Annotated in this window: 12 protein-coding genes; 2 read left to right on the top strand and 10 right to left on the bottom strand. The window is 68.5% G+C overall.

Features of this window, described 5'->3' with window-relative positions:
* Positions 1-6 precede the first annotated feature (6 nt).
* Positions 7-714: an HAD family phosphatase gene (locus EEB19_RS01490; RefSeq protein WP_262365363.1), complete on the bottom strand. Its 708-nt coding sequence runs from the start codon at positions 712-714 to the stop codon at positions 7-9.
* Positions 711-1,511, bottom strand: coding sequence for a helix-turn-helix domain-containing protein (locus EEB19_RS01485; RefSeq protein WP_187582456.1), 801 nt, complete (start codon positions 1,509-1,511; stop codon positions 711-713). The genes EEB19_RS01490 and EEB19_RS01485 overlap by 4 nt, the downstream gene beginning before the upstream one ends.
* Before the next feature lie 86 nt (positions 1,512-1,597).
* On the opposite strand from EEB19_RS01485, the gene EEB19_RS01480 reads away from it, so the two are divergent.
* On the top strand, positions 1,598-2,464 hold the full coding sequence (locus EEB19_RS01480; protein ID WP_187582454.1) for an alpha/beta hydrolase: 867 nt from the start codon (positions 1,598-1,600) through the stop codon (positions 2,462-2,464).
* On the opposite strand, the gene EEB19_RS01475 is transcribed toward EEB19_RS01480, so the two are convergent.
* The 4 genes from EEB19_RS01475 to metH form a co-directional block, all read right to left on the bottom strand.
* On the bottom strand, positions 2,353-3,798 hold the full coding sequence (locus EEB19_RS01475) for a glycosyltransferase 87 family protein (RefSeq protein WP_187582452.1): 1,446 nt from the start codon (positions 3,796-3,798) through the stop codon (positions 2,353-2,355). The two genes, EEB19_RS01480 and EEB19_RS01475, sit on opposite strands and share 112 nt — an antisense overlap.
* Positions 3,799-3,851: 53 nt before the next feature.
* Positions 3,852-5,315 carry an MFS transporter gene (locus EEB19_RS01470; protein WP_187582450.1) on the bottom strand — a complete coding sequence of 488 codons (1,464 nt, stop codon included), beginning with the start codon at positions 5,313-5,315 and terminating at the stop codon, positions 3,852-3,854.
* Positions 5,312-5,767, bottom strand: coding sequence for a MarR family winged helix-turn-helix transcriptional regulator (locus EEB19_RS01465; RefSeq protein ID WP_187582449.1), 456 nt, complete (start codon positions 5,765-5,767; stop codon positions 5,312-5,314). The genes EEB19_RS01470 and EEB19_RS01465 overlap by 4 nt, the downstream gene beginning before the upstream one ends.
* A gap of 86 nt (positions 5,768-5,853) precedes the next feature.
* Positions 5,854-9,495 (bottom strand): methionine synthase, encoded by a 3,642-nt coding sequence (gene metH, locus EEB19_RS01460; RefSeq protein ID WP_187582447.1) that lies wholly within the window; start codon positions 9,493-9,495, stop codon positions 5,854-5,856.
* 51 nt (positions 9,496-9,546) lie between these two features.
* Here metH and EEB19_RS01455 point away from each other — a divergent pair, with 51 nt between their 5' ends.
* Positions 9,547-10,446: a PAC2 family protein gene (locus tag EEB19_RS01455; RefSeq protein ID WP_187582446.1), complete on the top strand. Its 900-nt coding sequence runs from the start codon at positions 9,547-9,549 to the stop codon at positions 10,444-10,446.
* Positions 10,447-10,510: 64 nt separating this feature from the next.
* On the opposite strand, the gene EEB19_RS01450 is transcribed toward EEB19_RS01455, so the two are convergent.
* The 4 genes from EEB19_RS01450 to EEB19_RS01435 form a co-directional block, all read right to left on the bottom strand.
* Entirely contained in the window at positions 10,511-10,819 is a 309-nt protein-coding gene (locus tag EEB19_RS01450) for a hypothetical protein (RefSeq protein ID WP_187582445.1), read from the bottom strand.
* A 42-nt stretch (positions 10,820-10,861) separates the two neighbouring features.
* Entirely contained in the window at positions 10,862-12,109 is a 1,248-nt protein-coding gene (gene mshC / locus EEB19_RS01445; RefSeq protein ID WP_187582444.1) for a cysteine--1-D-myo-inosityl 2-amino-2-deoxy-alpha-D-glucopyranoside ligase, read from the bottom strand.
* Between the two features lie 112 nt (positions 12,110-12,221).
* Positions 12,222-13,040: an SCO1664 family protein gene (locus EEB19_RS01440; RefSeq protein ID WP_262365393.1), complete on the bottom strand. Its 819-nt coding sequence runs from the start codon at positions 13,038-13,040 to the stop codon at positions 12,222-12,224.
* Positions 13,041-13,125: 85 nt separating this feature from the next.
* Positions 13,126-13,848 (bottom strand): DUF3090 domain-containing protein, encoded by a 723-nt coding sequence (locus EEB19_RS01435; protein WP_187582443.1) that lies wholly within the window; start codon positions 13,846-13,848, stop codon positions 13,126-13,128.
* Positions 13,849-13,863 lie beyond the last annotated feature (15 nt).

Raw genomic sequence — 13,863 nt, 5'->3', positions numbered from 1 at the left:
GATCTGTCATCTTTGCATGTCGAGGTGACCGCGGTGCTCCCCGGTCCATGCATCGGTGAGGTCGTCGATGGTCACACCGACCAGCGTGTCGCGGAAGCTCCGCAGGCTACCGCGCGGAACCGGCGCCGCCGACGGCACGACGAGGGTCGGGCATCCGGCGGCCGTGGCGGCGACGGTCCCGGTCGGCGAGTCCTCGACGGCCAGGCATGCACCGGGGCGGACACCGACCATCTCGGCTGCCCGCAGATACAGGTCGGGCGCGGGCTTGCCCGCCGGGACCTCGTCCCCGCAGATGGTCGCCGTGAACCGGTGTCGCCCGAGGGTGTCGAGCGCGACCTCGGTCAGTTCGCGGACCGTGTTCGTCACGAGCACGGTCGGCAGTCCCGCCGCGGCGACCAGGTCGAGGACGTCGGCGGCGCCGGGACGCCATGGCAGACCGGCGCCGAACAGCTCGGCGACATGATCGAGCAGCCAGCGCTCGTCACCGGACCGGTCCCGATCGGCCGACGCCACATCGGCGGCGTCGTATACCTTCCGCATTGCGTCGGGCAGGGAATTCCCCAGTGTCGACTCACGCAGTTCGGGACTCATCACGATGCCGTGACGAACCGCGAAGTCGGCCATCGCGATGTCCCAGATGGGTTCGGAGTCGAGCAACGTGCCGTCCATGTCCCAGAGGACGGCGGCGGGAGCGTGCGGTGCTGGTGCGGTCACCCCTGCATCATCGCAACCGCGCGTTCGGTCGTCTCGTCGGCGGGGTAGAACAGCTCGATGGTCATCTCCTCGAGCGTGATGTCGCGAGGGGTGCCGAAGGTGGTGAGAGTCGTGAAGAACGACAGTCGCCGATCTCCGAGGAGCAGTTCGAACGGCACGAGGAGCGCGGGTTCCGTCGGTCGGCCGGGCCGCGCTGCCGCGGTGCGCCGGTCGAGATCGGCCACGGTCTCGTACTCGCGGACCTCGCGTTCGAGATCGATCAATCGTGGGTCCCCGGTCACCCGGACAAGGCGTCGCAGCGTGTCGAGGAGGTAGCCGGCCCAGACGTCGAAGTTCACGGTCATGCGCGCGAACCCGTCCGGGTGCAGCGACGCCCGGAACAGGTTGAACGGTGGCCCGCACACCTCCGCGGGCAGCAGCGCCGCGAGCGCGGACGCGGATTCGTTGGCCAGCACCACGTTCCAGGTGCGGTCCAGGGCGAGGCCGGGATACGGGTGGTGGGCGTCGAGCACCCGCTGCACCGACCCGCGGATGCGCGACATGGCCGCCGCGTCGATCGACTCCTCCGTGTAGCGGGGGGCGTGGCCGGCGGCGAGTAGCAGTGCATTGCGTTCGCGCAAGGGGATGTCCAGGCGTGAGGACAGCGCGTCGAGGAGACCGGGACTCGGCGTGGACTTGCCGGTCTCGACGAAACTCAGGTGGCGGGGTGACACACCGACGTCGTAAGCGAGGTCGAGCTGGCTGATGGAGCGATGTGATCGCCACTGCCGCAACAAGGTCCCCACACCGACGGACATGACGGTCATCGTAGATCGGATCGGTACCGATATCGATTACCTCGCAGGTAGTGGATTCGCCGTGATGGCGCGCGCATGCTGCGGACATGACGACCTCACGCACGCCCCCGACCGTTCTGATCTCGCCGGCGATGGCGGTGCCGAGCAGGTACTACCGCCCCCTGGCGGAATGCCTGACCGAATTCGCCGGGTGGGTCGAGACGGTCCCCCGGCGCGGCGTCGGCGACGGCGCGCGACGGCCGTCGCGCGGACACGACTGGTCGTACGCCGACGAGGCCGACGATCTCGCCGCCGCGGTCACCCGCGCCCGCGCGCAACGCCCGGGACATCCGGTGCTCGTCCTCGGTCACAGCCTCGGCGCACACCTGTGCGCGATGATCGGACGACGCACTGACGGGTCGGCGCCCGACGCAGTGGTCACGGTCGCCGCATCGGTGCCGTGGTACCGCCACTATTCGCGCGGCGGGCTCATCGAGCACGCCACCGGTACCGCCGTCCCCGTCGTCACGGCTGTCGCCGGGTACTGGCCGGCACCCGGATTCGGCGCACCGGCACCACGGACCCTGATGCGCGAGTGGGCGCGCATGGTCCGGACCGGGGTGACGCCGTTCGACGACGGCCCGCCGCTGCGCATTCCCACACTGGCAGTCCGGCTGGAAGGCGACCGCCTGGTGACGCCCGCCGCGGCCGATCATTTCGAGCGCTGCGTCGAGCGAGATGTCCTGTCGACCTGGACGTACACCATCGAGGAATGCCCCCCGGGCGCCTCGACCGGACATGTGCAGTGGGTCCGGTCGCCCGCGCCCGTCGTCGAGCGCATCGTGCGGTGGTGGGCGGAGGCTCAGGACCCGGTCGGCCCCACTCGAGAGGCCACCCGTGACCCGGTTCGACGGAACGTGTCGACCACGGCGTACACCACGCCGAGCGCCGCCAGCCCCATCATCGACGCGTAGATCGCCAGTTCGCCGTCGCCCCGGCCCGACGAGTACCCGCCGCCGCTTCCACCGTGGCCGCCGCTCCCGCCGGGAAGCCGTCCTCCGCCGGCCGACCCGCCGAGCCCGGGCTGTCCACCACCGGCTCGATCGGCTCCGGCCCCCGGTGCCTGAGGCATTCCTCGGCCGGCACCGGGGCCGGTCCCGCCGCCCGGGCCACCCATCGCCTGGCCCTGATCCCCGGTGAGCGACGAGTGATAGACGCCGATCGCGGCGGCCTGCACGAGGATCGGGATGATCACGAAGCGCAGCGGCAGGTAGAAGGCGGTGATCACCGTCAGGACCTCGGCCACATAGAAATATCGGTCGTGCATCGCGGGGAGGAGGAACGGCACGATCACCGACGATGCCGTGGCCACGACGAGGATCGACGTCGGGGTCACCGCCGGTCTCCGCCACACCGACCAGGCCAGGAACACCGCGATCACCGCTGCGGCAGAGGCGATCCCGAGATGGGCCAGCCACGTCGCGTCGCCGTCGATCGGGATCAGCTGATAGAGGTTGGCGGCGCCGAGGGTGAGCTGCTGATAGCTGTCTGTCTGATCGAGGTAGACCGACAGCGCAGTCTGCCAGGACGCTCCCGCGACAACGGCCGGGAGGTCGAGGGCGAGGTACACGGCCGGTACGGCGAGCAACGCGTACCACGGCAGGCGCCTGCGAAGGAGCATCCACGCGAGTACGGGCAGCACGAACACGGCCTGCAACTTGAACGAGATCGCAAGGCCGAACAGGACGCACGCCCACACCGAGTTCCGGCGCCACGCGTCGCGCTGTGCGCGCAACAGGAAGTACACCCCGCCGACGGCACACGCCGTGTAGATGGAGTCGGCCTGACCCCAGTACGAGCTGTTCGCGATCACCGACGGCAGGAGCAGCACGGCCCCGAGCGCCGAGGCACGCACCCAGAACCGGTCCGTGCGCAGCGCCACGATCCGGTATGCGAAGAACCCGAGTACAAGATCGAAGGCGATCGAGACCGCCTTGATGCCGACCAGGGCCGGGATCTTGGCGACGGTGAGCAGCCAGAGGAGATAGAGGTACGGGTAGTTGTAGTCGGCGAACCGCTCTCGGAAGGCGCCGAATCCCTGATCGTCGAGCGTGCTGTACCAGCGGCTCAGGAAAGCCCGGTAATCGAGGGTCTCGACGTCGAGGAACCACCAGCGGACACCGAGTGCGACGACGACGATCCCGCCGAGCACCGCCCACCGGAGCCAACGAGGTGTGGACTGACGGGGTCTGGCGACGACGGGCGCGACAGTGGGTGCGGGATCACGGGTGGAGGTGGCCGAGGTCATCAGCCCACTGTCGGCGGCGGACCTGTGCTGCCGGTGTCAGACACCTGGGAGGTTCACGCCGATGCGTCCGCGGCGATCCGCTCCCGGGTGCGCTCCGCGGTGGCCAGCGCCCACCGACCGGTCGAGATGACGCCCACGCCGATCAATCCGAGCCCGCAGCCCGCCATCAGCACCCACGCGGGGTGAGCCGCCGAGGCGAGGCCGTCGGCCACCGGGCCGTCGATCCCCGCGAAGGCGACGGCGCCGAACACCGCGACACCGAGGGAGATCCCGACCTGTCGGCTGGTGGAGGCGATGGCCGATGCGACCCCGGCCTGCGCCCGGGGCATCCCCGACACGGCCGCGTTGGTGATCGGTGCATTCACCAGACCCATTCCGATGCCCAGGGCCAGATAGGCCACCCCGAGGTACCACATGCTGGTGTCGTGGCCGGCCTGGGTCAGCATCAGACCGCTGGCCAGCACCATCGCGCCCGCCCCCACCATGGGGAGCCGGGCTCCGCGGTCGCCGACGAGTCGGCCAGACAACGGCGAGAAGACCGCGTTGGCAACGGCCATCGGCAAGGTCATCAGCCCCGCCTCCAGGGGGCTCAGACCGCGTGCCTGCTGCAGGTACAGGGTGTTGAGGAACAGGAATCCGCCCATCGCGCTGAACGCGAGAACGGCACCGGCGACCGAGCTGCTGAAGGGCACGCTGCGGAAGAAGCGCAGATCCAACAGTGGTTCGCGCCTGCGTGATTCGACGACGAGGAACGCGACCAGCGACACCGCAGCCGCATGGAACGCGCTGACGACCGGTGCCGAATCCCACCCGAGACCGCGTCCCTCGATGATGCCGAAGGTGAGCGTGGCGAGGAAGACCAGGATCAGCAGCTGGCCGGCCGGATCGGGTCGACGTGCACGCGGTGCGCGCGACTCCGGCACCAGGATCGCGGTCAGGATGCACGCGGCCAGGCACACAGGAACGTTGAGCCAGAAGATCGCCTGCCATCCGATGCCGTCGACGAGCGCGCCGCCGACGAGCGGACCCAGGGCCATGCTCACACCGATCGCGGTGCCCCACATGCCGATTGCGCGCGCCCGCTCGCGCGGCTCGGTGAAGACATTGGTGATGATCGACATCGCCACCGGGTTCATCATCGCCCCGCCGACGGCCTGCAGCATCCGTGCGCCGATCAGCATCTCCGGCGACACCGACAGCGAGCACAGGATCGACCCGAGTCCGAAGACCGTGAGACCCACCTGGAACACCCGTTTACGACCGAGCCGGTCCCCCAACGATCCGCCGAGCATGAGCAGACTCGCGAGCACGAGAGTGTAGGCGTCGATGACCCATTGGAGTTGCGACGCCGACGCGCCCAGTTCCGAGCCGATGGCGGGTAATGCGACATTGACCCCGGAGGTGTCGATGCCGACGATGAACAGGCTCAGGCAGCAGGTGGCGAGGATCGCGAGGCGCCGTCGCGACCCCAACTGTGAGAGGTCGCCGGCGGGTGCGGACATCGTGGGTGTGTTCATGATTCGGCCGCCTCACGCAGTGTGTCGAGCAGGACACCGAGCTGACGACGACGCTCGTCGTCGAGCGCCGCGAACATGTCTGGAGCCGCACTCTGATCGGCCACCACCGATTCCACGACTTCACGACCTTGCTCGGTGATGGTGACGACCTTGAAGCGACGGTCGCTGGGGTGCTCCACCCGCGTGACCAGTCCTCGCTCGACGAGGTCGTTCACGATGACACTGGTCGCCGGCGCGTCGATGCCGAGTCGTCGAGCCAGGTCGCTCTGGGTCATGTCGCGCACCGCGATTCTGCGGAGGGCACGGAACCGACTGAACGGCATGTCGATGCGGTCGTCGATCCGAGCACGCGATTCGGCGGCGTGGTCACGGACCAGGCTGTTCATCGCGAACCACAGCTCGGTCGCCGTCGGGATCCGGGTCGAGGATCCCGACGAGTCAGTTGTAGTCATACAACCATTGTATGACTACAACTGAAATTCGGCCAGTGTGATCGGCGCTTCGATCCATCGGGCATCCGACATCGACCGTGCGTGTGTCAGGTGTTGAAGTACTTCGCTTCCGGATGGTGCAGCACGAAGGCGTCGGTCGACTGCTCGGGATGCAGCTGCAGTTCCTCGGACAGTTCGACGCCGATCCGCTCCGGCTCCAGGAGCTCGACCATCTTCGCCCGGTCGTCGAGGTCCGGGCATGCGCCGTAACCGAAGGAGAACCGGGCGCCGCGGTACTCGAGATCGAAGAACCCCTGCGCATCGGCCGGATCGTCACCGGCGAACGACGCACCCTCCACGGTCAACTCGCTGCGGACACGCTGATGCCAGTACTCCGCGAGCGCCTCGGTCAGTTGCACGCCGATACCGTGCACCTCGAGGTAGTCACGGTAGGCGTCGTCGGCGAACAACCTGTTGGCGAAGTCGGCGATGGGTTGGCCCATCGTCACCAGCTGGAACGGCAGTACGTCGACCTGACCGCTCTTCTCGCACTCCTCGCGCGAGCGGATGAAGTCGGCGACGCACAGGAACCGCGGGCGCTGCTGGCGCGGGAACGTGAAGCTGTGTCGCACATCGGCATCCGGCCGCGGCTCGGTGAGCACGTGAACCGTGTCGCCGTCGCTGACCGCGGGGAAGTACCCGTAGACGACGGCGGCATGCTGCAGGATGTTCTCGGTCGACAGGCGGTCGATCCAGTAGCGGAGCCGGGGGCGGCCCTCGGTGTCGACGAGCTCCTCGTACGACGGGCCCTCTCCCCCGCGGGCACCGCGCAATCCCCACTGCCCCAGGAACAGCGCGCGTTCGTCGAGCAGCTGCAGGTACTCCGCTATCGGTACACCCTTGATGATCCGGGTGCCCCAGAACGGCGGCGTCGGGATCGCGTTGTCGGCGGCCACATCCGATCGTGCCGGCACCTCCACCGGGGTCTCGGCCGCCTTGCGCTTCTCGGCGATCCGCTTCGATCGTTCGTGCCGTGCCCGGCGCTCCTGCGCCTTCTTCTTGGCCGCCACCGCCTCGGGGCTGTCGGGGTCGGGCCCCTCGCCGCGCTTGGTCGCCATGATCTCGTCCATCAGCCGCAGGCCCTCGAAGGCGTCACGCGCATAGTGCACGTCGCCGTCATAGACCTCCGCGAGGTCGTTCTCGACGTAGGTGCGAGTCAGTGCCGCACCCCCGAGCAGGACCGGATAGCTGTCGGCGACCCCACGTCCGTTGATCTCCTCGAGATTCTCCTTCATCACCACGGTCGACTTCACCAGCAGACCAGACATGCCGATGACGTCGGCACGCTTGTCGGCGGCGGCGTCGAGAATGGTGTTGATCGGCTGCTTGATCCCGAGGTTGACCACCTCGTAGCCGTTGTTCGAGAGGATGATGTCGACGAGGTTCTTGCCGATGTCGTGGACGTCGCCCTTGACCGTGGCCAGCACGATACGACCCTTGCCGTCCTCGCCGGTCGACTCCATGTGGGGTTCGAGGTGTGCGACAGCCGTCTTCATGACCTCGGCCGACTGCAGGACGAAGGGCAGCTGCATCTGGCCGGACCCGAACAACTCGCCGACGGTCTTCATCCCCGACAGCAGAGTCTCGTTGATGATGGCCAGTGGCGGCTTCTCGGTCATCGCCTGGTCGAGGTCGTCCTCGAGGCCATTGCGTTCGCCGTCGACGATCCGCCGCTCGAGTCGCTCGAACAGCGGCAGCTTGGCGAGCTCGGCGGCACGCGACTCGCGTGCCGACGCCGCCGACACTCCTTCGAACAGCTCCATGAGCTTCTGCAACGGGTCATACGCCACATCTCCCGGCGCTCCGCTCGCCCCGTCGCGTCTGCGGTCATAGATCAGATCCAGGGCGACCTCGCGCTGCTCCTCCGGGATGCGGGCCATCGGCAGGATCTTCGATGCGTGCACGATCGCCGTGTCGAGGCCCGCCTGCACGCACTCGTGCAGGAACACCGAGTTGAGCACCTGTCGCGCGGCCGGATTCAGGCCGAACGAGATGTTGGAGATACCCAGGGTGAAGTGCACGTCCGGATGGGCCTCGTGCAGTCGCCGGATGGCCTCGATCGTCTCGATGCCGTCGCGGCGCACCTCCTCCTGACCGGTCGAGATCGGGAAGGTGAGGGCATCGATGATGATGTCCTCCTCGGCGAGTCCCCAGTTGCCGGTGATGTCGGCGATGAGCCGCTCGGCGATCCGGACCTTCCAGTCGGCGGTCCGGGCCTGTCCCTCCTCGTCGATGGTCAGCGCCACGACGGCGGCACCGTGTTCGACGACCAGCTCCATGATTCGGGTGAACCGGGAGTCCGGTCCGTCGCCGTCCTCATAGTTGACCGAGTTGACCGCGCAGCGACCACCGAGGGCCTCGAGCCCGGCGCGGATGACTGCGGGCTCGGTGGAGTCAAGCATGATCGGCAATGTCGACGACGTCGCGAACCGAGTTGCCAGTGCCGTCATGTCGAGCGCTCCGTCGCGGCCCACGTAGTCGACGTTGAGGTCGAGCATGTGGGCGCCGTCGCGGGTCTGGTCCTTCGCGATGTCCAGGCACCGCTGGTAGTCCTCGGCGATCATCGCCTCGCGGAATGCCTTGGAGCCGTTGGTGTTGGTGCGCTCGCCGATCACCAGGAAGCTGGAGTCCTGGTCGAACGGCACCGCGCTGTAGAGCGACGAGGTCTCGGAGATGTGGTCGGGTCGTCGCGACGCCGGGGTGACCTCGGCGATCCGCTCGGCCACCTGCCGGATGTGTTCCGGCGTCGTCCCGCAGCACCCGCCGACGAAGGACAGACCGAAATCGGACACGAAATCGCCGAGCGCCGTGGCCAATTCGTCCGGGCGCAGCGGGTACTCGGCGCCGTTGGGCCCGAGGACGGGCAGTCCGGCGTTCGGCATCACCGACACCGGGATGCGCGCATGCTTGGAGAGGTAGCGCAGATGCTCGCTCATCTCGGCGGGGCCCGTGGCGCAGTTCAGACCGATCAGGTCCACACCGAGCGGCTCGATGGCGGCCAGTGCAGCTCCGATCTCCGAGCCGAGCAGCATGGTGCCCGTGGTCTCCACCGTCACGTGACTGATGATCGGGATGTGCCGGCCGAGTTCGGCCATCGCCCGGCGGGCCGCGACGATCGCGGCCTTGACCTGCAGCAGGTCCTGGGAGGTCTCCACCAGGATCGCGTCGGCGCCGCCGTCGAGCATGCCGGCGACACATTCGAAGTAGGCGTCGCGGATGACCTCGAACGTCGTGTGTCCGAGGCTGGGCAGCTTGGTCCCCGGCCCGATCGAGCCCAGCACGAAGCGTGCCGTCCCGTCCTCGGTGGGTCCCATCTCGTCGGCGACGCCACGGGCGATGCCGGTGCCCTTGTAGGCGAGTTCGCGGATGCGGTCGGCGATGTCGTAGTCGCCGAGGTTGGACAGGTTGCACCCGAAGGTGTTCGTCTCGACCGCATCCGCGCCGGCCTCGAAGTAGGCGCGATGGATGTCGGCGAGCACATCGGGGCGCGTGTCGTTGAGGATCTCGTTGCAGCCCTCGAGGCCGTTGAAGTCGTCGAGGGTCAGGTCGGCCGCCTGCAGCATGGTGCCCATGGCGCCGTCGCCGATCAGCACACGGCGCGACATCGCGGTGAGGAATGTCGTGTCGTAGTCGGCCGGGGGCGCGTGGTGCGGCAGGCCGGAGTCCTGGTCGGTGGCACGGGTGGACATGGATGACAGCGTAGTTCGCCCTCTCTCGGGGTTCGGTCGTAGGCTGGTTCAGTGAACGCTGAGCAGAGGTCGAACCTTCCCCAGCTGCGCAGGCCTGTTCTGTTGGCCGCATTCGAGGGGTGGAACGACGCCGGGGACGCGGCGAGCAGTGCCGTGGAGCATCTGGCACTCACCTGGGACGCCGTGCCACTGGCCGACATCGATTCCGACGACTACTACGACTTCCAGGTCAACCGACCCATCGTGAAGCAGATCGACGGAGTGACCCGCCGGATCGACTGGCCGACCACATCCATCTCGTATTGCACCCCCCAGGGTGCGGACCGTGACATCGTACTCGTCCGCGGCATCGAGCCGAACATGCGTTGGCGTGGCTTCTGCGCGGAGATCGTCGACCTCGCGCGCGACCTGGACGTCGAGACGACCGTGATGCTCGGTGCGCTGCTCGCCGACACCCCGCACACGCGGCCGGTCCCGGTGACGGGCACCGCGTACAGCAGTGAGTCCGCCGCGCAGTTCAACCTCGCGGAGAGCCGCTACGAGGGTCCCACGGGGATCACCGGTGTCCTGCAGGATCTGTTCGTGCAGGCCGGTCTGCCCGCCGTGTCGTTCTGGGCGGCGGTCCCGCACTACGTGTCGACACCGCCGAACCCGAAAGCCACCGTCGCGCTGCTCAACCGGGTCGAGGAGGTCCTCGACATCGAGGTACCGCTCGGAACCCTGCCGGAGCAGGCCGAGGAATGGGAGCGGGCGGTCACCGAGATGACCGAGGACGACGAGGAGATCGCGGAGTACGTCCGCGGACTCGAAGAGCGTGGCGACGCCGAGCTCGATGCCGACGAAGTGATGGCGAAGATCGACGGCGACGCTCTGGCAGCCGAGTTCGAGCGCTATCTGAAGCGTCGCGGTCCCGGCGATGCCGGCCGGGGGCCGGGGTCGTTCGGGAGCTGAGCACGCCCGGCACGACTTCGGGTTCGACGGCCGGGCTGTCGGACCGCCTATCCCCGCCGAACGTTCAGCCGATCCGTTCGATCGACACCACGGGTGTGGTGATGCGCCAGGTCCGCACATCCGGATCATCGGCGGCGCGGACCCAGAACTGCGCCGATTCACCGACACGGCAGGACTTCACACCGAGCAGCGGGATGTCCTCGGAATCCCGGCGCAGACGGCTCACCGCCCATTCTTCGCTCTCGGTCCCGCCCACGCCGGGCGCCCGGAGCAACGTCATCTCGTCGAAGTCCAGCAGGTAGGTCGACGTTCGGGTGACCACCGTCCATACCCCGGTGGTGGTGTCTGGGTCGATGTGCTGCGTGCGTGCCACGGGAGAACTGTACCGAGACCGTCCCGGACAGAACGGACGGAGTCACCGAGAGGCGAGTTCGACTCCCAGCAAGGCGTCGACGGCCTGTGCGATCTCCTGCGGCGCCGTGTCCGAGCGGCCGATACCGGCCTCGACGTCTCGGCACCAGCCGTCGATCGCGTCGAGGGCCTTCGGGGTGTCGAGGTCGTCGGCGAGGTGCTCGCGGACCCGCGCGATGACCGGCGCGGCATCGGGTCCGGCACCACCCGAGGTCGCGGTCCGCCATCGGTCGAGGCGGGCCCGCGCGTCGTCCAGGACGGCGTCGGTCCACATCCGGTCGGCGCGGTAGTGCGCCGACAACAGGGCCAGACGGATCGCCGCCGGATCCACTCCGTCGCGCCGCAGCGCGGACACGAAGACCAGATTGCCTCGACTCTTCGACATCTTCTCGCCGTCCAGTCCGACCATGCCGGTGTGCACGTAATGACGGGCGAAGCGTCGCGAATCGGTCAGGGCCTCACCGTGTGCCGCCGAGAACTCATGGTGGGGGAAGATCAGATCGTTGCCGCCGCCCTGGATGTCGAACTCGACCCCGAGTCGATTGAGGGCGATCGCCGAGCACTCGATGTGCCATCCCGGCCGTCCCGGTCCCTGCGGCGAGTCCCACGACGGTTCGCCGTCGCGTGCGGCCCGCCACACCAGGGCGTCGAGGGGATCGCGTTTGCCCGGCCGATCGGGATCCCCACCGCGCTCGGCGAAGAATCGCTCCATCGTGGCGCGGTCATAGCCGGATTCGTAGCCGAACTGTTCGGTCGCATCGGTGCGGAAGTAGACGTCGGGGAACTCGGGATCGTCGACGACGTAGGCGGCCCCCGACGCGAGCAGCTTGCCCACCACCTCGATGACCTCGCCCACGGACTCGATCGCGCCGATGTAGTCGCGCGGCGGCAGCACGCGCAGCGCGGTCATGTCGTCACGGAACAGTTGGGTCTCGCGGGCGCCGAGATCCCGCCAGTCGACGCCGTCGCGCTCGGCACGTTCGAACAGCGGGTCGTCGACGTCGGTGACGTTCTGCACGTAGTGGACGTCGTGCCCGAGGTCGCGCAGCACCCGGTTGACGAGATCGAACGTGACGTAGGTGGCGGCATGCCCCAGGTGCGTCGCGTCGTAGGGGGTGATCCCGCAGACGTACATCGTCGCGGTCGCCCCGGGGCTGACCGGACGCACCTGTGCGTCCGAGGTGTCGAAGAGACGGAGTGCCGGCCCGGTGCCCGGTACGGCCGGGAGGGCGGGGTCAGGCCAAGACTGCATGCGTCCACTGTATGGCCCGCTCGGTGGACGATCGCGCGGGGACCGTTCCCGCACGACTGTCAGGGATCTGCCCGAGGCGTGCCCGGCCACGGGTGCATATGACGCCGAGCGGTCAGAAGGGCGGCCACGGGATCGGCCGATGCCCCGGCGGCATCGGCATCCGGGACGTGGTCACCAGGTCGTCGACGCGTTCGGCCAGTGCCAGGACCTCGTCCTCGGTGATGTGGGCCGACAATTCCTCCGCCAGCGGATGTCCCGGCGAGACGAGATGCTCGCCGAGGTCGACGAGGTCCGCCAGCAGATGGGCCGGGATCTGCTCGCCGGCCCACCCCCAGAGCACCGTGCGCAACTTGTCGTCGGGGTGCAGGCAGATGCCGTGGTCGACCCCGTACACACCGCCGTCGAGCCCCTCGAGGACATGTCCGCCCTTGCGGTCGGCGTTGTTCAGCACGACGTCGAGTACGGCCATGCGCTGCAGTCGCGGGTCGTCGGCGTGGACCAGCACGACCGGTTCCCCACCGGCATCGATGGCCCGCAGGATGGCCTTGTAGCCGACCGGGACGGTGTCGGCGGGACACAGATCGACGAGTTCGATTCGCGGTGACGGCAATTCCGTGACTCCGCCGACGTGGACCGGCGGTTCGGAGTTGTCGGCGGTGTCGACCCAGTGCTGGACCATGCCCGGTCCGAGCGGGCCGTCGCGCAGCACGGTCGTCGGGATGACCGACCACCCCAGCGCCTCGGACACGAGGTAGGAGGCCACCTCGCGACCGGCCAGGGTGCCGTCCGGGAAGTCCCACAGTGGAACCTCACCGCGCACCGGCTTGTAGACACACCGCACCTCGGTCTCCCCGAGCACGGCGTCGCACACGAGCGTGGCGTTGCTCGCGGACGGGATTCGTCCGATGACGACCAGTTCCCCGGTGCGCAGCGCATCGCTTCGCCGGTCGTCGCGACCGCGCCGGTCGTCGGCCGACGGGCCGGAGCCGGGCACTGATGGTTCGCCGACGGTCACGTCAGTCCTGCGACGGTCCGGGCTCGGTGTCGTCCCCGGGCTCGTTACCGCGCTCGGTCCCCTCCGGCCCGGGGTCGGGCTCCGGGTCGAGATAGCCGGTGTCGTCCTGCATGGCGGTGAGGTTGCGGAACACTTCCGGGTCGACGAAGTCGAGGGACTTGCTCAGCTCGGCATCGCGTTTGTAGCCGTTCGTGCGGACGCAGAGGTGACCGTCCGGGTCGAGCGGCTCGTGGCACAGCGGGCAGGGCGGGCGACCCGCGGAGATCACTCGCGAGGAGCGTGCGGCGAACTGCCGCGCAGCCTCGGTGGTGAGGAAGACCCGGACGGCGTCCGGCCCCTCATCGGTGTCGTCGAGCACCACGCTCTCGTCGAACTCACCCTCGGTGATCGCGAGCAGTTCGACCACCACCGCCTCGGATTCGGCGTCCCAGCCCAGCCCCATCGTGCCCACTCGGAACTCGGCATCCACCGGCATGACCAGGGGACTGAGGTCGCCCACCCGATCGTCCTCCGGGGGGATGGGGGTACCGAACCGGCGATGGATCTCCTCGAGCAGGGCGCCGATCCGATCGGCGAGGATCGCCACCTGCTGCTTCTCGAGGAGCACGCTGACGATCCGGCTCTCGTGTACCGCCTGGAGGTAGAACGTCCGGTCCCCTGGCTGGCCGACCGTGCCGGCGACGAACCGATCCGGGGTCCGGAACACGTGAATCGCGCGAGACATCACACCTCCTTGTCT

It is taken from the genome of Gordonia sp. OPL2, assembly GCF_003797825.1.
Taxonomy (GTDB): domain Bacteria; phylum Actinomycetota; class Actinomycetes; order Mycobacteriales; family Mycobacteriaceae; genus Gordonia.
This window is presented reverse-complemented; position numbering and strand designations above follow the sequence as displayed.